Annotated in this window: 16 protein-coding genes; 14 read left to right on the top strand and 2 right to left on the bottom strand. The window is 49.5% G+C overall.

The window, feature by feature from the left end:
- Positions 1-194 precede the first annotated feature (194 nt).
- Positions 195-758, bottom strand: a complete 564-nt coding sequence (locus tag LCF57_RS25675) for a beta-class carbonic anhydrase (RefSeq protein WP_226003185.1) — start codon at positions 756-758, stop codon at positions 195-197.
- A 255-nt stretch (positions 759-1,013) separates the two neighbouring features.
- Here LCF57_RS25675 and LCF57_RS25670 point away from each other — a divergent pair, with 255 nt between their 5' ends.
- From LCF57_RS25670 to LCF57_RS25650, 5 genes are all read left to right on the top strand, one after another.
- Positions 1,014-2,531 (top strand): carboxypeptidase M32, encoded by a 1,518-nt coding sequence (locus tag LCF57_RS25670; RefSeq protein ID WP_226003184.1) that lies wholly within the window; start codon positions 1,014-1,016, stop codon positions 2,529-2,531.
- Between the two features lie 129 nt (positions 2,532-2,660).
- Positions 2,661-3,749, top strand: a complete 1,089-nt coding sequence (locus LCF57_RS25665; protein ID WP_226003183.1) for an ABC transporter substrate-binding protein — start codon at positions 2,661-2,663, stop codon at positions 3,747-3,749.
- Positions 3,746-4,558 (top strand): ABC transporter ATP-binding protein, encoded by an 813-nt coding sequence (locus LCF57_RS25660; protein WP_226003182.1) that lies wholly within the window; start codon positions 3,746-3,748, stop codon positions 4,556-4,558. The genes LCF57_RS25665 and LCF57_RS25660 overlap by 4 nt, the downstream gene beginning before the upstream one ends.
- An 8-nt stretch (positions 4,559-4,566) precedes the next feature.
- Positions 4,567-5,403 (top strand): ABC transporter permease, encoded by an 837-nt coding sequence (locus LCF57_RS25655; RefSeq protein ID WP_226003181.1) that lies wholly within the window; start codon positions 4,567-4,569, stop codon positions 5,401-5,403.
- A gap of 109 nt (positions 5,404-5,512) precedes the next feature.
- Positions 5,513-6,469 (top strand): aromatic acid exporter family protein, encoded by a 957-nt coding sequence (locus LCF57_RS25650; protein ID WP_226003180.1) that lies wholly within the window; start codon positions 5,513-5,515, stop codon positions 6,467-6,469.
- Positions 6,470-6,494: 25 nt separating this feature from the next.
- Here the strand turns inward: LCF57_RS25650 and LCF57_RS25645 are convergent, their stop codons facing one another.
- Positions 6,495-7,808: an amino acid permease gene (locus LCF57_RS25645; protein WP_226003179.1), complete on the bottom strand. Its 1,314-nt coding sequence runs from the start codon at positions 7,806-7,808 to the stop codon at positions 6,495-6,497.
- Between the two features lie 115 nt (positions 7,809-7,923).
- Here LCF57_RS25645 and LCF57_RS25640 point away from each other — a divergent pair, with 115 nt between their 5' ends.
- The 9 genes from LCF57_RS25640 to LCF57_RS25600 all read left to right on the top strand — a co-directional run bounded on the left by LCF57_RS25640 (position 7,924) and on the right by LCF57_RS25600 (position 21,014).
- Positions 7,924-8,820, top strand: coding sequence for a LysR family transcriptional regulator (locus LCF57_RS25640; protein WP_226003190.1), 897 nt, complete (start codon positions 7,924-7,926; stop codon positions 8,818-8,820).
- Positions 8,821-8,946: 126 nt separating this feature from the next.
- On the top strand, positions 8,947-9,504 hold the full coding sequence (locus LCF57_RS25635; protein WP_025718186.1) for an outer spore coat protein CotE: 558 nt from the start codon (positions 8,947-8,949) through the stop codon (positions 9,502-9,504).
- Positions 9,505-9,638: 134 nt separating this feature from the next.
- On the top strand, positions 9,639-10,874 hold the full coding sequence (locus LCF57_RS25630; RefSeq protein WP_318840806.1) for a putative amidoligase domain-containing protein: 1,236 nt from the start codon (positions 9,639-9,641) through the stop codon (positions 10,872-10,874).
- Positions 10,875-10,981: 107 nt separating this feature from the next.
- On the top strand, positions 10,982-13,801 hold the full coding sequence (mutS, locus tag LCF57_RS25625) for a DNA mismatch repair protein MutS (RefSeq protein ID WP_226003177.1): 2,820 nt from the start codon (positions 10,982-10,984) through the stop codon (positions 13,799-13,801).
- Positions 13,802-13,869: 68 nt separating this feature from the next.
- Positions 13,870-16,080, top strand: coding sequence for a DNA mismatch repair endonuclease MutL (gene mutL, locus LCF57_RS25620; protein WP_226003176.1), 2,211 nt, complete (start codon positions 13,870-13,872; stop codon positions 16,078-16,080).
- A gap of 12 nt (positions 16,081-16,092) precedes the next feature.
- Complete coding sequence (locus LCF57_RS25615; RefSeq protein ID WP_025718191.1) at positions 16,093-16,944, top strand: class I SAM-dependent methyltransferase; 852 nt, start codon at positions 16,093-16,095, stop codon at positions 16,942-16,944.
- Entirely contained in the window at positions 16,928-17,908 is a 981-nt protein-coding gene (gene miaA / locus LCF57_RS25610; RefSeq protein ID WP_226003175.1) for a tRNA (adenosine(37)-N6)-dimethylallyltransferase MiaA, read from the top strand. Before LCF57_RS25615 ends, miaA begins: the two co-directional genes overlap by 17 nt.
- A 20-nt stretch (positions 17,909-17,928) precedes the next feature.
- Positions 17,929-18,174 (top strand): RNA chaperone Hfq, encoded by a 246-nt coding sequence (hfq, locus tag LCF57_RS25605; RefSeq protein WP_025718194.1) that lies wholly within the window; start codon positions 17,929-17,931, stop codon positions 18,172-18,174.
- Positions 18,175-18,356: 182 nt separating this feature from the next.
- Positions 18,357-21,014 carry a PBP1A family penicillin-binding protein gene (locus LCF57_RS25600; RefSeq protein ID WP_226003174.1) on the top strand — a complete coding sequence of 886 codons (2,658 nt, stop codon included), beginning with the start codon at positions 18,357-18,359 and terminating at the stop codon, positions 21,012-21,014.
- The last annotated feature ends 5 nt before the right edge of the window (positions 21,015-21,019 follow it).

Below are 21,019 nucleotides of genomic sequence, written 5' to 3'. Positions count from 1 at the left end.
CGTCCATTCTATACAATAGTTACCTATATTATACAACATTAACGCGGTGTCGTCTTAAACAAAATCAACATAAAAAAAGCTGTCGAGACTTTCTCGACAGCCTGAGGGTAGTTTAAGATCGTATATACGATCTTAAACTACCCTGATAACATTCAGTCTTAGCTTTTGCTGTTACCCTATTTTAGAGGGAAGGTTTACTGCTCGTTCCCGTCAACGACAAGCGTTAATTCTCCAGTGTCCGGATGAATGACCATCCCGTGAACAGGTGTATTGGGCGGGAGAAGGGGATGGTTTTTAATAAGCTTTACAGTACTTCCGACCCCTTCCTCAATATTGTCAAAACCTTTCAGCCATTTGTTCAGCTTAATTCCCGAGTTTTCCAGCGTGTTTAGCACTTCTTGCGAAATACCGCGATCCAGCATTTCATTGACCATATGGTCAGCGTTCAGCGCAGCCATACCGCATTCATAGTGTCCTATAACGAGTACTTCGTCCGCTTCCAGCTCATACAGGGCAACCAGTACGCTACGCATTACACTTCCAAAAGGCTGGGAGATGATCGCACCCGCATTTTTAATAATTTTGACATCGCCGTTGCGTAGGTTCATAGCTTTGGGCAACAGTTCGGTTAGCCGAGTATCCATACACGTAATGATGACCATTCTTTTGTTAGGGAACCTGCCCGTACGATAGGCCTCGTATTCTTTGTTTTCTACGAAAACACGATTGTACTCCAAAATCTCTTTGATGTGATTCACGGTTGTTCCCTCCGTATACAATTTATTTTTGAATCATGATTGCGATAGACCAGCATGGAAGAAGCCTAATTCCGGTCCGCACAGGCCGTAAATCAGGCTTTACTCCTTCATTGATATGTACTGACTGACGTCTTTAAAGTGTGTATCAGAAGCTGGTCGTGCATGTTGTGTTTGATTATACTTTTTAAAATCATTATCATCAAGTATAAGCTTTGTAAAGTTTTATCCATTTTTAGTTAAAGAGGTGACTCAGTTATGGAGCAACAGACATTGGATCAATTGACGGCATTAAAGGATCTTTCTCACAAAATCAGCAGCTATGGCGAGGCTGTAGGGCTGCTGCACTGGGATTTACGCACAGGTGCTCCACGTAAAGGTGTTGACATTCGTTCGGAAACGCTGGGTATGCTGTCCACTGAAATGTTCAAGCTGATGATTTCGGATGAAATGGGACAATTGCTGCAATTTTTTGCCGCAGAGGACAAACTGGAGCAATTGGAAGACAATGATCGCAGATTGGTGGAGGAATGCCGCAAAAATTATGATCTGAATCGTTCGGTTCCGGCAGATCGTTACCGGGAATATAGCATTCTTGCTGCGCAGGCGGAAAGCAAATGGGAGGAAGCGAAGGAGCATAGCGATTTTGCCGGATTCGAACCGTATTTGTCAAAAATCGTGGATATGAAGCGTGAGTTCATCGGCTACTGGGGGATCAAGGACACAGAATATGACACGCTTTTGGATCAATATGAGCCGGGTATGACGGTAGAGAAGCTGGATGACGTGTTTGATCGGCTTAAAAAGCGTCTTGTACCGCTATTGTCCAAAATCCAGGCTTCACCCAACCAGCCAGATAAGAGCTTTCTGGACGGTGTGTTTGATGTAAAGCAGCAAGAGAAGTTCAGCCTGTTTATTTTGGGACAAATGGGTTATGATTTTAACGCAGGTCGTTTGGATGAAAGTGTACATCCTTTTGCAACAGGATTAAATCCAGGTGATGTGCGCATAACAACACATTATTTGCAAGATGATGTGACCAGTGCTATCTTTAGCTCATTGCATGAAGGCGGTCATGCGCTGTATGAGCAAAATATTGCCCCTGAGCTGGCAGGCTCGCTCCTGTCTGGAGGAACCTCCATGGGGATTCATGAATCCCAGTCCCGGTTGTGGGAAAATAAAATCGGACGCAGTCGCGCTTTCTGGGATCGATATTACGATGACTTGCAAAAGCATTTTCCTGATCGCTTGGCGAAGGTTACGGCAGAGCAATTCTACCGGGCCGTTAACCGCGTGGAAAATTCATTAATTCGGATTGAAGCGGATGAGCTTACATATAATTTACATATCATTATCCGCTATGAAATTGAAAAAATGTTATTTAATGAAAAACTGGATGTAAAGCGTCTTCCAGAGGTGTGGAATGCGAAATATAAGGAGTATCTGGGGCTTCTGCCGCCCAATGATGGGCTGGGCGTACTTCAGGACGTTCACTGGTCAGGTGGTGATTTCGGCTATTTTGCCTCTTACTCGCTTGGCAATATGTATGCGGCACAAATTTTTGCGACGCTGCGTAAGGAGCTGCCGAACCTGGATGAGCTGATTGCTGCTGGAGAGCTTGAGCCGATCAAGCAATGGCTGACCGAACGGATTTACCGTTATGGCAAGAGCCGGACGCCGTCCGAACTGATTGTGGCCATTACGGGTGAGGATCTGAACCCGGACTATCTTGCCGACTATCTGGAAGAAAAGTATACATCCATATACGAGCTGTAATGTGATCCTATGTGCATCTACCCCGCGTTCCTGGGCGAACGCGGGGTTTTTGTATGCGATTAACCATTATATAGACAGTTGCATAACAATATATGAAATCAACATGTAAAAGGTGGGGAGGGAACAAGGATGAAAACCGGCGCTCGTTGCAAAGCTGTGGTGGCTGCGGCACTGCTCGGATTGCTGCTGCTCAGCGGGTGCGCACCCAAAGGGGAGCAGACGATTGAGATCAGACTGGGCGAGGTAGCCCGCACGGTCTTTTATGCGCCGCAGTATGTAGCCTTGAGCCAGGGGATGTTTGCTCAGGAAGGACTGGATGTCCAATTGGCGACCATTCCTGGTGGTGATAAGGCAATGACGGCGTTGCTGTCCAACCAGGCGGATATCGCGCTGATCGGCGCGGAAACATCCATTTATGTGTATCAGCAAGGGGCAGAGGACCCCGTTATTAATTTTGCCCAACTGACACAGAAGGACGGAACGTTTCTGTTTGCTCGTCAAACGCAGGGCAGCTTTGACTGGGAAAAGCTGAAAAAACAAAATTTCCTGGGGCAACGCAAGGGCGGAATGCCACAAATGTCGCTGGAATTTACGCTGCGTAAGCACGGCATAGATCCTCATAAGGATCTGAAGCTGATTCAAAATATTGATTTTGCCAACGTGGCTTCTGCATTCGGCTCAGGGACAGGGGATTATGTGCAGTTGTTTGAGCCACAGGCATCTATTTTTGAAAAGGAAGGCCGTGGGCGGGTAGTTGCCTCCATCGGTGTTGAGAGCGGCGAGCTGCCGTATACGGTATATATGGCTAAGCAGAGCTATCTGAACACAAATGCCGAGACCGCGCAAAGATTTACAAACGCTGTATACCGGGCACAGCAGTGGATTGCTACACATTCACCTGAACAGATTGCCGAGGCGATTACACCCTATTTCAAGGATACAGAATTGGCGATTCTTACGAGTAGTATCAAGCGTTACAAGGAACAAGGTACCTATGCTTTGAACCCAATTATTGAGGAAAAGGAATGGAAGAATTTGCAGGATGTCATGACCTCGGCGGGAGAATTAGAAAGTCCCGTTGCACTGGATAAGCTGGTGAATTCGAGCTTTGCACAGCAGGCGATTTCGGTAAACTCTACCGAAAACACTGACTCGTCTGCGAAAGTGAGCGCGACCGAAGCTGTGGATGCAGATGCCGACATTGGAGGTTCGCTATGATCGGGGATCGAAGTGCTCCTCCTTCGGATGTAACCATCCCGATGGTGAGGCTGGAGCAAGTGACGCATGTGTATGTAACGGATCGGGAAGCTTCGCTGGCGGTTGAGCATATCGATTTTTCCGTTGCGACAGGGGAGTTCGTCAGTTTGGTTGGTCCGAGCGGTTGTGGCAAAACGACGATTCTGTCCATGATCGCCGGGCTGCTGCGTCCAGCAGCAGGCCAGGTGCTGCTGCAAGGACGACTGGTAAGCGGCCCGAGTCCGGAGGTCGGCTATATGCTGCAGCAGGACTATCTATTTCCGTGGCGGACGATTATGGATAACGCCTTGTTGGGTTTGGAGCTGGGCAAGAGAGTAGATGAGGCCTCGCGCGAGCGGACACGGCTGCTGCTGGAAAGCATGGGCCTGGGAGGGAAGGAGCATCTACATCCGTCTCAGCTGTCTGGAGGGATGCGCCAGCGTGTGGCGCTGGTGAGAACGCTAGCAACCAATCCAGGACTGCTACTGTTGGATGAGCCGTTCTCTGCGCTGGATTATCAGACCAAGCTGGAACTGGAAGACCTGATTGCCGAAACCTTGCGTGAGCGGAGGAAGACGGCTATTTTGGTTACACACGATTTGGCCGAGGCGATTGCGGTCAGCGACCGAATTATTGTACTGGGCCCTAATCCGGGCCACATCCGGCGTACTTTCGAAATTCCGGAATCCATTCGAGAAGCTCAACCTTTTTATGCACGCGAGCAGCCGGGCTTTAATGAGCTTTTTCATGAAATATGGGGTGAACTGGAGGCTTCGGGAGCAAAGGAGTGAGTTAAACCATGAGGGATGAAGCGGATCGGCTTGATGAACAGCGCTGGATTCAAGAATTGCATCAGAAGTATCGGCGTGGCAGACGTTCGCAGCGGCGATTGGTGACAGGTGTACAGACAGCTATTTTATTGCTTTTATTTGTACTATGGGAAATTGCGGGCCGGATGAAGTGGATTGATGTACTGTTGTTCAGCTACCCAAGCAAAATATTCACTCAGATTGGCAAGGATGCGGTCAGCGGTGAGCTATGGGGGCATGTCGGTGTTACGGTGGGAGAGACCATGGCAGGTTTTTTACTCGGAACGCTGTTAGGCACATTGCTGGCTGTACTTATCTGGTGGTCACCCTTTTTGTCGAAGGTACTGGACCCCTATATGGTTGTGTTCAACAGTATGCCCAAGGTGGCGCTGGGGCCGATTTTTATCGTCATGTTTGGGGCGGGATTTACGGCTATCCTCATGACGACTCTTTCCATTACTGTCATAATTACAACGTTGGTCGTGTATAACAGCTTTCAGGAAGTCGACTCGAATCTGATCAAGGTCGTTCGTACGTTTGGGGGATCGCGGCGCGATACATTCCAAAAGGTGATTTTGCCTGCATCCTTCCCCGCTATCGTTTCTACGCTGAAAGTGAATGTCGGTATGGCATGGGTTGGTGTGATTGTTGGTGAATTTCTGGTGGCCAAAAACGGGCTGGGCTATTTGATCATTTATGGTTTTCAGGTATTCAATTTTACGCTGGTGATGTCCAGTCTACTGATCATTGCCATCGTAGCTACACTGATGTATCAGGCGGTTGTGTATGTGGAGCATCGTCTGTTGGCCGGTCGTCCTCACCGATAAAATAAAATTCCTGAGCATTTGTGTAAAACGTGAAAATACAGTACCATGAAAATGAAAATACTAAAAATTTATGAAAACAGATTTCACCTAGAGAGGACAGAATTTTTTCATGGGCTTTCGTACAATTAAAACGGCTATTGCCGCATTAATGGCTGTACTCATTGCAGATGGTTTTGGCATTCATGGAGCTACATCGGCAGGGCTGTTGGCTATTTTGGGGGTGGATGTCACACGCAAGAGAAGCCTCCGTACCATTTCGGCGAGATTTTTTGCATCCGTTGTGGGGCTTCTTTTTGCTTGTGTTTTGTTTGTTGTTTTCGGATTCCATGATTGGGTTCTGGCATTATATATTTTGACGGCGTTCCCGGTCATTGTACGAGTAGGCTTCAAGGAAGGTATCGTTACGGGATCAGTTGTCGTTTTCCGTGTATTCAGCGGCGGTGTGATTGATATGGAGGTGCTTCTGACCCAGCTGGCCCTGCTGGTAATTGGACTGGGCTCCGCCATGGTTGTCAATTTGGCCTATATGCCGGGTTCCGATAACACGATGCAGCAAATTCGGCAGGAGGTTGATCGGACGTTTTCCGTGATATTCAGAAATATGGCCAATACGCTGCGCAGTCCGGCATACATATGGGATGGCAAGGAAGTTATTGAAGCGAACAGTGTCATCGCCAAAGGGGTAACTGAGGCGGGGCGTTCATTGGAAAATCAGATGCTTCGTCCCCAAGAGGGCTGGAATGTGTATTTTTATATGCGTAGGGAGCAGTTGGATTCGATTCAAAACATGATGCAGTTAATCGCGCAAATGTATCAGCATATGCCGCAGGCTAAGCTTCTGGCCGAGCTGTTCGACCAGCTTAGCAATGACGTTTTGGCCGGACATTATACGGGTCAGACTGAGAAGCTGCTGGAACAGGTTCGTGAGGAATTTAAAGAAATGGAGCTTCCTGCAACACGGGAGGAGTTCGAGATTCGTTCGGCACTATTGCAGCTTACACATGAGTTGGATCAGTATTTGAAAATCGCCAAAAAGGACAAGGCCCCTACTCCGGTCAAAAATTAGAGTAAAGGCCTTAAACGGCTACTGTCTAATGATGGACAGTGGCCTTTTCTTGTTCAGTAATGGCAGAGGCTGTAATCGACAGGGTGCGTTTGTGTCGAATACGTCCTGTGATCCATAAGGCAATGCTGATCAGGCAAGGGTACAGCATTGCCCACCCGACAAAGGGAAAAACGACCGCTGTTGAGATGAACGACACTGAGCTAATCGCGACACCCCAGCGACTGCCCCGTAGAAGCTTAATTCCCGCTGCACAACCGCCTAGGTAGGTCAGAATGAAGGTAGCGTTCGGGAACTGGATGAGGTTGGTGAGTGAAACGGCGCCACTACTGTACAGAGACATAATGATCACGAAGCAAACGGTAAGAAAAGCGATGCCCCCGATAGGGGTATGGAAGCGTCGGGATAACATGCCCATCCAGCGGAAGGCGTGTCCTTGCCGGGATAAAGCAAACGCAACGCGTGAAGCGGCACCAACATAAGCGATAATAGTAGCCGTACAAATAAAGATACCTGTCAAACCCGCGATTACCGCGCCCCATGGACCGATAGCCCGGCTGATCACCCATACAAGGGAAGCATCTGAGCCTCCGGCAAGATAACTTTGTGTCCCGACTGTAGCCAGTGCGGTCAGAAAATAAAGCAGCCCTACGATAACGGCTGCAATGGTTACACCTTTAACAGCGGCCCGCTGGGGGTTGGTGAATTCCTCTGACATATGGGACACGGCCTCCCAACCGATGAAGCACCAGAACAGAATCGCGGCCGCCTGTCCGACAGGGAGCCAGCCATGAGGCACGAAGGGTATGAAGTGTACGGGTTTCATCTGGGGAAGTGCTGCGGCAATAGCGAAAATCAGAACAGCGACGATAGCAATAACGACAGCAATCTGAATGCGTCCGGCCACCTTCATGCCGATCCAGTTGATCACCAGCCCCACAGCCAGCATGGCAGCGGCCAGCATAATACGGCTCTCCTCTCCCCAGCCCATGGCAGCGGTCATATAGCCAGCTCCGGTGAGTGCGGCAACAGGTGCCCCAATCGGAACGGACATGAGAAAAAACCATCCAATATAGGCACCGGCACGTGGTGAAAAGGCCAGTGTGACAAAATGCGATACCCCTCCTGCATTCGGGAATTTGGCGGATAGAAGGCCCATGGACAGTGCCATGGGCAGGATGAGCAGGGTCATAAAGCCCCATGCCAGCAGTGATGCCGGTCCTGCCATTTGGGCGGCAAGACCAGGTACAATTAATATCCCCGAACCCAGCACAGCTCCGATATAGAGCGCAATGGCCTGCGGAAGACCAATGGTGGATTGCAGTTTGTGTTCATTTGTCATGCAGAAAATCCTTCTTTCTCTTGTCATTTGCTTCAGCTTATCAGATAATTGATCTATCGGAAAAACGGAATATAATGATAGATTGCATCGGAAAAATCGATTGAAGGAGCGGATTATGGAATCGCGCCATTTGTTTACGTTTTTAAATGTAGTTGAAGCCGGCAGTTTTACACGAGCGGCGCGTATATTGGATTATGCACAGTCGAGTATCACTGCTCAAATCCAAACGCTGGAAACCGAGCTGGGTACGCCACTGTTTGACCGTATTGGCAAGAAAATCATGCTAACGGATGCTGGACGGCGTCTGTTGCCCTATGCACAGGAAATTTCCAAGATGCATGCCATGGCCAAGGATGCGCTTTGTTCAGAAACGGAGCTAACAGGCACGCTGAAAATTGGAGCGCCAGAGTCGCTGGCTGCTTTTCGGTTGCCGGGTCTGATTCGTGAGTACAGGGAGAGATACTCGAAGGTTAAAATCGTACTTAAGCCCGGCGAATGCTGGGAATTACGCGACATGGTCCGCTCCGGTGAGCTGGATTTGGCCTTTTTGCTTCAGCCTGAGACGGAAGACAGGGAACTGCATGTGACCACCCTCATTCACGAGCCAATGGCATTGGTCGCGCCACTTAAGCATTCGCTGGCTACTTATACAAGGGTAGAGCCTGGCGATTTGAAGGATGAAACCATTTTACATACAGAGTCTGGCTGTACGTACCGTATTCTTTTTGAGCAGTATTTGAATAGACACGGTATTTTTGCGGACCCGAGTCTGGAGTTTTGGAGCATTGAAGCCATCAAGCAGTGTGTCATGGCAGGCTTGGGGATTGCGTTGCTTCCGCTGGTTACGGTACAAAATGAGCTGCGTGAAGGGAAAATGGCACGCTTGGCGTGGGATGATAGTGAGCAACAGGTGGCTACTCAGGTCGCTTATCACACGAAAAAGTGGAAATCCCCGGCTCTCAGCGAATTTTTACAGATCGTAGAGCAGCATGTAGCACATTGGCGTGCATGAGTTCAAGCCATTGCGGCATAAGCTTATACAAATAATATTTTTTCCTTTTCGCCTATTCACTCAACATTCGCCCACAACCTGCATACATATGTATGGAATGATTGATTGTATGGAGGAGGTTCAAGAATGGCATTGAGTCATAAAAATCGTAGAGAGATTATTACTAAAGCGATCTGTGGAAAAGGTCGCAGATTCTCTACCGTAACCCATACCGTAACTCCGCCCAATAATCCGACCAGCATTTTGGGGGCATGGATTATTAACCACCAGTATGAAGCTGTGGCGGCTGGGGACGGCATTGAGGTCGTCGGGACGTATGACATCAATATTTGGTACTCATACGATAGAAACTCGCAGACCGATGTGGCTAAGGAAACGGTGTCGTACGTGGAAAATGTGCCGCTTTCGTATCTTGATCCGAAGCATCGGGCATCTACAGTGGAAGTATCCGCCGAAGCTACACAGGAGCCGAGCTGCGTTGAGGCTAGTGTATCTTCCGGGGGCGGCAGCGTAATGATCCGGGTCGAGCGGGAATTTGCGGTGGAGCTGGTGGCGGAAACGAAGATTGTTGTGGAAGTATTCCCGAATGGCAGTAGTGATGATTTTGAGAAGGATTATGATTTTGGAGCGGAAGAAGGGGACTATGAGGAGCTCGACCCCGACCTCATTGACGACGAGCTCTGACGGAGGTAAACAAAAAGAGGGCCGCTTTACTCTTTGCGCCGGCTGATTTCGCGCAGGGGGCAAAGGCCCTCCTTTTTGTTGTTATGCAGACATAATCCATACGTAAGCCATACGTGAGTCGTAGGGAGGGAAACATGATGCAGCAGCCAGGACAGGCGCTCAGACGCTTTAGACAGATGCCGAATGATGAGAAAAAGCGTAGACTGGAGCGTTCGGGGATATCGGTTCGTTGGCTGGATGGCAGCACAGCAGATTTTGCAATAGGCTATGCAGTGCAGATCCATCAATTACAGGTTCTGGAAATTCAAAGACGTACCATTGAAGGGCGTTCCGAAGTTCGTGCATATGATCTGTCTGCGCTGGATCGTAATTCACAGCTATATATTCGGATGGAGCGACTGGCAGTGCGTGCGCTGTACACGCTTGGTTTAGACAGCGGTGAGGTGGTGCTGACGCTGCTGGGGGAGCGCAGCTGTCAGGTGCGTGATGTTGCGGCACAGCCATGGCTGAACGATAGACGGTTGGATGCGCTTTATGAAGCCGCAGCGCGTGAAGAAGAGGTTCAGGAGGAGGGCTTTCTAGCAGAAAGCGGGACAAATCGACTGCTTATCGGCATGGACCCCGAATTTTTGCTGGTCCGAATGCCAGAGGGGCGGATTGTTCCGGCTTCAAGGTATTTGAGCCGCATTGGTGTGGCAGGCTGCGATGCCGTATCGCGCCGAGGACGGACGCTATATCCAGTGGCTGAACTTCGTCCTGCACCGAGTGGCGATCCAACCCTTCTGCTGAAGCATCTGCGTCAAGCTTTTGCAACAGCAGCCAGGCGCATTGCCGATCGAACGCTCATCTGGCAGGCAGGGGGGATGCCACAACCGGGCTTTCCGCTAGGCGGACATCTGCATTTCAGCGGGGTTCCGCTGAACGGGGCGCTGCTGCGGACGCTGGACAACTATTTGGCACTGCCTTTGGCGCTTCTGGAAGACAAGCGTGCGGCCCGGCGCAGGCCTCATTATGGCAATTTGGGTGATTTTCGCCGTCAGTCGTATGGGGGCTTTGAATATCGAACCCTGCCCAGCTTTCTTGTTTCACCTCAGCTGGCAAAAGGCGTGATAGGAATGGCTTTCCTTATCGCATCTCAATATCCGCGTCTGCAGCGTAAACCGCTGGGGGAGGAGGAGGCTCATCGAGCCTTTTATGAAGGAAACCAGATTTTACTTAAAGAGTATATGGAGCCTCTTATTCCCGATATCGTTTCACTGGAAGTATATCCGCAATATGAAGCTTATATCGATCCTTTGCTGGATAGCCTCCGCAAGGGGAAACAATGGGATGAGTCGCGGGATCTGCGCCCATTTTGGAAGCTTTCGTAAAATCAGCCGGCGACGACCGGGATGCTGTCATGTTATCGACTGTCATTTTTGCTATAATGTAAGTTAATACAAGTTTAGACGGAACAAAGTGTGGGGGTTAGCAAACGATGTCCAAATATACACCGATGATTGAGCAATATCTATCTATAAAAGAGCAGGCCAAAGATGCATTTTTGTTTTTCCGCCTGGGAGATTTTTACGAGATGTTTTTTGATGATGCCATTCTTGCATCCAAAGAGCTGGAAATTACACTTACCGGCCGTGAGGGTGGCGCCACGGAAAAAATTCCGATGTGCGGCGTGCCTTATCATTCGGCGGAAAATTACATACAGCGCCTTATTGAGAAGGGCTACAAGGTAGCCATCTGTGAACAAATGGAGGAAGCCTCAGCTACAAAGGGAATGGTGCGGCGGGATATCGTCCGCGTTGTGACTCCGGGTACGGTAATGGAAGGCAAAGCGCTGGGTGACAAGTCCAACAACTACATGGTCTGTGTTACGGAGACGGACGGGATGCTGGCATTGGCAGCGTGCGACTTGTCAACAGGTGAGCTGTATGTGACCTCCGTGCCGGATTCGAAAGAATGGTTACTGGATGAAATTAACATTTACGAGCCATCCGAGATGTTAGGAGATGGTCACTTGCTCGATTTCGTGACATCCCGTCTGTCGCCTGTTGGACGGCGAGTTGTCTATACGGCTTGGGATAAGTCCAAGGATGATCTTGTAAGGGACCAGTTTGGCGAAGCCACGTGGGCAAGGCTTACGGAAGAACGCAGACAGTGTGTATCACGTCTGATTGCTTATTTGAATGAAACGCAAAAAAGATCGTTAGGCCAATTGACCCAAATATCAGTGTATGAGCCGAATCACTTTATGATTTTGGATCCATTTACCCGTCGCAACCTGGAACTGGTGGAGACGGTCCGTGAACGCTCCAAGAAAGGCTCGCTGCTGTGGCTGCTGGATCGGACGGAGACATCGATGGGAGCGCGTCTGCTGCGCCGTTGGATCGACAAGCCGCTGCTGAACAGCCATATGATCGAGGAACGGCTGGAAGCGGTGGACAAGCTATACCACCAGTTCATTTTCCGTGAGGATGTGCGTGCTCAGCTCAAAGAGATTTACGATTTGGAGCGCTTGGTTGGGCGTATTGCCTTTGGTAGTGCTAATGCACGCGATCTGGTCGCTCTTAAGCTGTCGCTGGCCCGGATTCCGGCTTTGCGTGAGCTGTGCGCCGAATCGCCATCACAGACGCTGAGAAGGATAGCGCAAACGCTGGATAGCTGTACAGATCTGTGTGCGTTGATTGAGGAGGCAGTGACGGATGAGCCGCCAATCTCCGTGAGGGACGGTGGAATCATTAAGGAAGGCTACCATCAGCGCCTGGATGAGCTGCGTGAGGCAAGTGTGAATGGCAAGCGCTGGATCGCCGAGCTGGAGGCCAAGGAACGTGCAGCAACAGGCATCCGGTCACTCAAAATCGGATACAACAAAGTGTTCGGTTATTATATCGAGGTGACCAAATCCAATCTGGCCTCACTACCGGAAGGTCGGTATGAACGCAAACAGACGCTGGCGAATGCGGAACGGTATATTACACCAGAGCTGAAGGAAAAGGAATCATTGATTTTGGAAGCCGAGGATAAAATGGTCGACCTGGAGTACACGCTTTTCTCCGAGCTTCGCAGTAAGCTGAACGAGGAAATTCCCCGTCTGCAAAAGCTGGCAGAGCAGGTGGCTGAAATTGACGTATATCAGTCGATGGCATCCGTGAGCGCGGAGCGCGGCTTTGTGAAGCCTGAGCTGACAACGGGTTACGATTTCGTGGTTGAGCAGGGACGGCATCCCGTCGTGGAGGCTGTAATGAAGGATGGCAGTTTTATTGCCAACGGTACCGCACTGGAGGAAGCGGATGCCCATATTTTACTGATCACCGGTCCGAATATGGCTGGTAAAAGTACGTATATGCGTCAGGTCGCACTTATTGCAATTATGGCTCAAATTGGTTGCTTCGTCCCGGCTGCACATGCTAAAGTGCCGATGCTGGACCGTATTTTCACACGTATCGGAGCAGCGGATGATCTCATTGGCGGGCAAAGTACTTTTATGGTGGAAATGGCTGATATCCAAGTGATGACGGAGAAGGCCACTCCACGAAGCTTGATCATTATCGATGAACTGGGACGCGGTACGTCCACCAGTGAGGGGATGGCGATTGCACAGGCGGTCATCGAATTTGTCCATGATACCATTGGCTGTAAAGCGCTGGTGTCTACGCATTTTCATGAGCTGGCTCATTTGGAGCAAAGTCTGTCTTCGCTGCGGAATTACTCCATGGCCGTACAGGAAAGCGGCGACAAGGTGAACTTCCTGCGTAAGCTCATACAGGGAGCAGCTAGCAGCAGCTATGGCATTTATTGTGCCCGGCTGGCAGGTTTGCCAAGTAACATTATTGAGCGTGCAAATGGGCTATTGCATGGCTTTGAACAAGCTGCAGCTCAAGTTACGGCAGGCACTGAGACCATAGCGGGAGCGAAGGATGAAACAGCTCATCGTACACTCGCTGGGACGGAGGCTGTTTCTTCTGTGAATAAGGACAATTCAGCCCAGACTTTGCGAGAAAAGGGAGCAGCTGTATCACAGGCTCAGCCTCTATCGCAGCAGGCGACCCTTGTAAAAGAGGATACTGTGCAGGCTACGGGAGATTCCAGCGCGTTAGAGCAGGGAGCGACCGGAGTGATACAGCTGTCTATTTTCGGAGAGCAGGAGCTTGCCCCGGTCAAGTCGCAGTCAGATACGGTTGAGGCTAATCCGGTTGTGCGCCAAATTTTGCGCAAGGTGAAAAATGCTGATGTCATGAACATGACTCCCTTGCAGGCGATGCAGCTGTTAAATGACTTGAAAAATAAGGCCAACGGCCTGTAGTAAAAATAATTGACGTATTTAATTTCTTGTTTTTCATCACACTTTGAAGTCAGGAGGAGGTTCAAAGGATGTCGAAAATTCGGGTACTGGATGAGCATATTGCGAACCAGATTGCTGCTGGAGAGGTCGTAGAACGTCCGTCCTCCGTCGTGAAGGAGCTGGTGGAAAATGCGATTGATGCAGGCGGTACGCGTGTGGACGTGTGGGTAGAGGAAGGCGGATTGCAAAGTATCCGGGTTACGGATAACGGCAGTGGCATTGAGCCTGAAGACGTGGAAACGGCGTTTTATCGCCATGCGACCAGCAAAATTGGACATGGCCGCGACCTGTTTCAGATTACGAGTCTGGGCTTTCGGGGCGAGGCGCTGCCGAGTATCGCCGCTGTATCAAAAGTGGAGCTGCTTACGGCAGCCGGAGATGACGGGCGCGCGCGTAAATTGGTGATTGAGGGCGGCAAGCTGATGCTTCATGAGGATGCAGCTGCCCGGAAAGGGACGGATTTTACCGTTCGGGAGCTGTTTTATAATACGCCAGCACGGTTGAAATATATGAAAACGATCCAGACGGAGCTTGGTCACATTTCGGATGTACTGTACCGGATGGCACTCTCGCACCCAGAAGTAGCCTTTACCTTGCGACATAACGGTAATACATTGCTGCAAACGCTAGGCAATGGTGATCTGCTGCAGGTGATTGCTGCGATTTATGGAACTTCTGCGGCCAAGTCCATGCTGCTGCTGGAAGGAGAGAGCCTCGATTACCGTATAAGCGGCTTTGTCAGCCGTCCGGAGTGGACCAGATCGAATCGGAATGCGATTTCAACCGTAGTGAATGGGCGTTTTGTACGCAGCTACGGGCTCAATCAGGCTTTGTTGAAGGCTTATCATACCTTGTTGCCAATCAATCGTTATCCGCTGGCTGTGATCCAACTGGAGATGCACCCTTCATTGGTGGATGTTAACGTTCACCCCGCCAAGCTGGAGGTGAGGTTCAGCAAGGAAGCCGAACTGTTTCAGCTGGTTGAGGATTCGGTAAAAGCTGTTTTAGGCCAACAGGTGCTGATTCCTAAGGCTGTCAAACGCGAAATCGGCGGCAAGGATAGTGGCTCGTTCGTACAAGAGCAGTTCCATTTCTCGAAGGGACATGGTACTGGACATGGTACTGGATACGGCACGGGAAATAATCCGGAAGATTCTGCTTCTTCCGGCGAAGACCGGGGGCAGGCACAGCCGCTTTCCGGGGCCTCGCAAAAGGGACAGGACCCGTGTCAATCCAATCGCTTGAGTGGAAATGAAGAGAGCCGCAGAGTTAGCCTGGATCGTGAACAGCGTCCTTACAGGGATGGCGCTCCTGCTATTGATCGGGCAAAGGCTCTTTCAGGGACAAATGTCAGCGATGAAGAACTGGATGCAGATTTTGTGGATGAAAACAATGGAAGCGGGGGCGTGTCACTTCCTGATTCTGCTATGCAGTCTCCCGGTGCTCAAGAGATGCAAGGCGATGGGGCTGTAATGGGCACATCTTCAGAATACAGCGGAGGCGTTCAGGAAACGGCTGCTTCTGCTGCCTATCATGCTTCTGTGTCTCCAAGTGCGGGAAACGCTCTGGATTCACGCCATTTTGCCGACAAGAAGCCTCAGTCACGGCTGAATGCTGAGCAGCTGGCAGCGGTGTCTGGTGAAGCTCCCGAGCTGCCCGCTTTTCCTGAGCTGAATTTGATCGGTCAGCATCACGGAACTTATCTTATCGCGCAGAACGATCAGGGCTTGTATTTAATTGATCAGCATGCTGCGCATGAGCGGGTCAATTACGAGTTTTATTATGAAAAATTCGGCAATCCCGAATCTGTATCGCAGGAGCTACTCCTGCCGATTACACTGGATTTTACGCCTTCCGAGACGGAAAAGCTGAAAACGAGGCTACATTGGTTTGAACAGGCGGGAGTGTATTTGGAGCATTTTGGCGGTCAAACCTTCCGTGTCACCTCTTATCCATACTGGCTTCCCAAAGGGGAAGAAGCGGATGTCATTGAGGAAATGGCCGGATGGGTACTGGAGGAAAAGGCCATTGATCTTGCCAAGCTGCGCGAGGCAGCTTCAGTTATGTGCTCTTGCAGAGCTTCGATTAAAGCCAACCAGAAGCTGACCGATCGACAGGCCGTCGTTCTGCTAGAGCGTTTGGCAGCGTGCAAACAGCCATACACTTGCCCTCATGGGCGTCCTATCGTCGTTTCCTTTTCCACGTATGATTTGGAGAAGTTGTTTAAAAGAGTAATGTAAGGGAGTATAAATATGTTGCAGGATTGGGAAAACCGTGAAGAAGAGAAGCAGACGAGGCTTCGTGAGAAGCAAGCTGAATTACTGGTGACGACGGGAGATTCTCCCTCGGCTGAGGTTGTGCATCGAGCGGAGCTGCTTGCAGCCGAGCTGGGGGTGCTCTACGCCCCCCGCCGTGGCATATCGGTAGCTAAGCTAATCGCTGCACATAGAGTCCATCAGGCTCTGGTACTGGTGCAGGGCGGAGTGAGGCTGATTGGCCCGGAACAGCCACCGATGGCTTTTCACCCGAGTATGGGCTTCATTCGTGCTAAACGGGTATTAAAAGGTGAGCCTGACCCGATGTTGACTGCCGCCAGGCTCGTTCCGGGCGATACTGTGCTGGATTGCACCGCAGGACTTGGAACGGATTCCCTTCTGTTTTCAATTGGAACCGGAAGTTCAGGACAGGTAACTGCTGTGGAAAGCTCTTTCCCCGTCTATGCATTAATAAAGGGCGGAATGAGACATTACCGTTCCGGTAATTCTGCGGTGGATAAGGCCTTTTCCAGCATTGATGTTCGTTTTGATCATCATCTGCACTATTTGCGAAGCTTGCCGGATCGCAGTATAGATATTATTTATTTTGACCCGATGTTCCGCGATCCTTTGCTCGATTCCAGCGCAATCGGTCCCTTGAGAGGATTGGCTAACCCGGACGCGCTAGATGAGGAAAGTATTGTTCAGGCCAAGCGGATTGCACGGAAAACAATTGTATTGAAGGAAAAACGGGGCAGTGGGGAATTTGCCCGCCTCGGCTTCCATGTGGAGCAACGGGGCACAACGAAAACAGTGTACGGAGTGATTGATATTGACAGCGGCATCTAAGCCTAAACTACTTGTTCTTGTTGGCCCGACTGCAGTCGGCAAGACGAAACTAAGCATTGAGATGGCACGACAATTTGATGCGGAAATTATTTCCGGCGATTCCATGCAGGTGTACCGTCATATGGACATTGGAACAGCCAAAATTTCCAAACAGGAAATGGAAGGAATCAAGCACCATTTAATTGATATTCATGAGCCTGAATACCCATATTCAGTAGCTGCATTTCAGGAAGATTGCCGTCGTCTCATACCGGATATTCATGCCAGAGGAAAATTGCCGTTTATCGTAGGCGGAACAGGTTTATATGTGGAATCGGTCTGCTATGAGTATCAATTTTCCGAGGTGGGAGCAGATGAAGCATTTCGTCAGGAACAGCTTGACTATGCCGACCAGTTTGGAGCCGAAGCGCTACATGAGCGACTACAGGCGGTTGATCCTGAAAGTGCACGTCGTTTGCACCCCAATGACCGTCGTCGTGTCGTTCGGGCATTGGAAATTTACCATGTTAGCGGAACCACACTCAGCTCGCAACTGGCCAGCCAAAAAAAGGAATCTCCCTACCAATTGTGCATCGTAGGTTTGACAATGGATAGGCAAATGCTTTATAAACGTATTGAAGACCGAATCGACGGGATGCTCGATCAAGGGCTTGTTGCTGAGGTAGCCTCCTTAATGGAACGGGGAGTGCGAAGCGATGCCATCTCCATGCAAGGTCTAGGCTATAAAGAGATATCCTCCTGCCTGCGGGGAGAGGTGTCTTTGGAAGAAGCGGTGACTTGGCTAAAACGGGATACGCGTCATTTTGCGAAGCGACAGCTCTCGTGGTTTCGCCATATGAAGGATATCCAGTGGGTAGATGTCACTGATTTCGGAAATTTTTCTGCTCTTGCAGCCCAAATACACGAAATCATAGCAGGAAAGTTCCGGACAGACCTTGAATATACTTCAAAACAATCCAAATGATTATTGGGGGTACGGCTAAAATGAACAAGTCTATTAATATCCAAGATACGTTTCTGAATCAATTGCGCAAGGATTCTATACCTGTCACGGTATACCTCATCAATGGATTTCAGGTGCGGGGAACCATTAAGGCCTTTGACAACTTCACAATTGTTATCGACTCCGATGGGAAGCAACAGCTGATTTACAAGCATGCTATATCCACCTTTTCACCGCAACGGAATGTATCGCTTGTACAGCAACAGGATAATATCAGCGAAAACTGATTAGGGCTTGACGGTCGCCGGGATTGAAACTTTTCGAGCGTCCGTCTCGTCTAACTGTATAGGAATGTGACCGGGAGCAACCTGAACAGGGTTGTTCTTTTCATTCCGTTTTGATTTGATGCTGCCGACTGAAAGATACATGTTCGGCAACATATGATTATTCGCGAAAGGGAGTCAGGGGAATGCCAAACGATTCATTGTCCAGATCCGGCAATCGCAATAGAAACACACCTAAAGAGAAGCCGAAGGGCAAGAAAAAGAAAATTACAGGTAAGCGAATTGGGTGGACGCTGTTTATTACGGCGGCGTTAGCCATATTTTGCGCACTTGCCGGATACTTGTTCGTCATGGTCAATGGCGAGCAGATTTACAAAGCCAACAAGGATAAAATTACAGTTAATGAGACATCGAAGGTTTATGACCGCAACGGTGTGCTCATGGGTGAGCTATCCGTACAAAAAAGCGATCCTGTCAAAAGTGAAGAAATTCCAGATTTGCTCAAAAAAGCTTTTGTGGCAACGGAAGATAAACGATTTTACGAGCATCAGGGTGTCGATATCTGGTCCATTGGCCGGGCGGCTGTTAAGGATATCATAGCCCGTTCGGCAGTTGAGGGTGGCAGTACGCTGACCCAGCAGCTGGCCAAAAACCTGTTTTTGTCGCGTGACAAAACTTTTTTCCGTAAAGCGACCGAGGTATCAATTGCAATGGCGTTAGAGCGGAATTTGAATAAGGATCAAATTATTACGCTTTATTTGAACCGGATTTGGTTTGGACGCTCGTATTCCGGAATTAAAGCAGCGGCAGAAGGCTATTTTGGGCAATCGAACTTAAAAGAATTAAAGTTATGGCAGATTGCTACATTAGCGGCCATTCCAAAGGGACCTTCCAAGTATAATCCGATCAGTAATCCGGAAAACTCGAAGGCCCGGCGTGCGGTGGTTCTCCAGCTGATGTTCGAGCAGGGAATGATTGGCAAGCAGGAGATGGAAGAGGCAAAGGCTGTGAATTACGATTACAAACAGCCGGAAAAGGTTCAAAAATATCAGAGCTTTATGGAATATGTTATGGATGAGGCAGAGGATGCTCTGCCAGGAGTTAGCGGGAATGACCTGATTACTGGGGGCTATAAAATTCATACGACCATGGATGCCCAGGCTCAAAATGCACTGGATCAGGCGATGGCAGATGATGATATGTTCGAAAGAAGCCCAGACGATCAGCCTGTTCAAGCCTCCATGGTGATTATTAACAACCAGACGGGCGGAATAGCCGCAATGGCACCCGGACGGGATTACAAAAAGGGAACCTTTAATCGTGCGACACAAAGCCGTAGACAGCCAGGCTCGGCCTTTAAGCCTATTGTGGCGTATGCGCCAGCTCTCGAATCCGGCAAATTTACCATGGATACCCCTTTGAGTAATGAAAGACAAAGTTTTAACGGGTATAGCCCGAAAAACTTGCACGGCTACTCTTCGACTATTAGTATGATCGACGCGATTACAAAGTCTGAAAATATCCCGCCAGTGTGGTTGTTGAACCAAATCGGCGTGGAAAAAGGAGTTCAATTCGCGGAGAGCCTAGGCATTCCGATGGATAAGAATGATCACTCGCTTGCTATTGCATTGGGTGGATTAAGTAAAGGGACTAATACCCTTGAAATGGCGCAGGCGTACAGCGCTTTTGCCAATAAGGGACAATTTCAAAAGGCTTATTCCATTAAGCAAATTAACAATAGTGAAGATGAAGTGATTTATACTCATGAAGAGGAATCTAAACCTGTAATGAGTGAGAAAACGGCTTATGAAATGACACAGATGATGCAAAATGTAGTCAATAGCGGCACAGGCCGCAAAGCACGTATTGACTGGCCTGTAGCTGGTAAAACGGGGACGACCCAAAGTGGAATCAGCGGCAACAGTGGCAACCGGGACATCTGGTTTGTGGGCTATACGCCAGAGTATACCGGGGCCGTATGGATGGGATATGACAAGCCGGATAGCAAGCATATGCTGAGAAACTATAGCGGGCAGTCTGCAGCCTTTTTTGGCAAGGTTATGGGCGAGGCTCTCAAGGGGCATCCGGTTACGCAATTCTCCCAGCCGAAGGGATATGAGCCGCCGGTTCAAGAGAAACCGACTGATACTGTTCAGGCTGCTGCTCCAAGTGGTTTGAACGGATCTTATAGTCAGGAGACGCAAATTGTATCTCTATCCTGGACTGCAGCAGCGGGAGATAATGTACAATACCGTGTGTATCGTAAAGCTAGTTCAGATGCAGGCTTTACGCCGATTATGGAGGCTATGAAAGGTACGAGTGGTGAAGATACATCTCCTGTAGCAGGAAATACGTATGAATATTATGTAGTCGCCTATGGAGCGGATGGTAAAGAATCCGAACGTTCCAATACCATTAGTGTGGAAGTTCCGGCAGAGGCGACCCCGATAGATCCACAGCAGGGAACCGATCCGAATCAGGGGGAAACTTTACCGGACAACGGTGGAGTTACAGATGGCCAAAATGGCACGGATCAGGGAAATACATTTCCTGGTGGTAATGATAACGGCACCGGCACGGATCAAGTTCCGACGATTCCTGAGGACACCAGTGGAAATGGTACTGGGGGTACAGGCACCGGCGGCTCTGGTAACGGAAGTGATACGAACCAAGGGAATGGTCAGACAACTATACCGGATACAGGGACTACCAATGGTGAGACGACGGTGAATCCGAATGATATCGGTACATCTACTACAGGAACCCCGGTGGATGGAGGCCAGGAGAACAATTTCAACGGCAACTCCAATTCCAATCGTGGACATCGCAATCGAAATGAGTAAGCTTT

This window comes from Paenibacillus sp. BJ-4 (genome assembly GCF_020404765.1).
Lineage (GTDB): Bacteria > Bacillota > Bacilli > Paenibacillales > Paenibacillaceae > Paenibacillus.
Note: the sequence above shows the minus strand (reverse complement) of the source record. Positions and strands in the feature narration are given on the sequence as shown.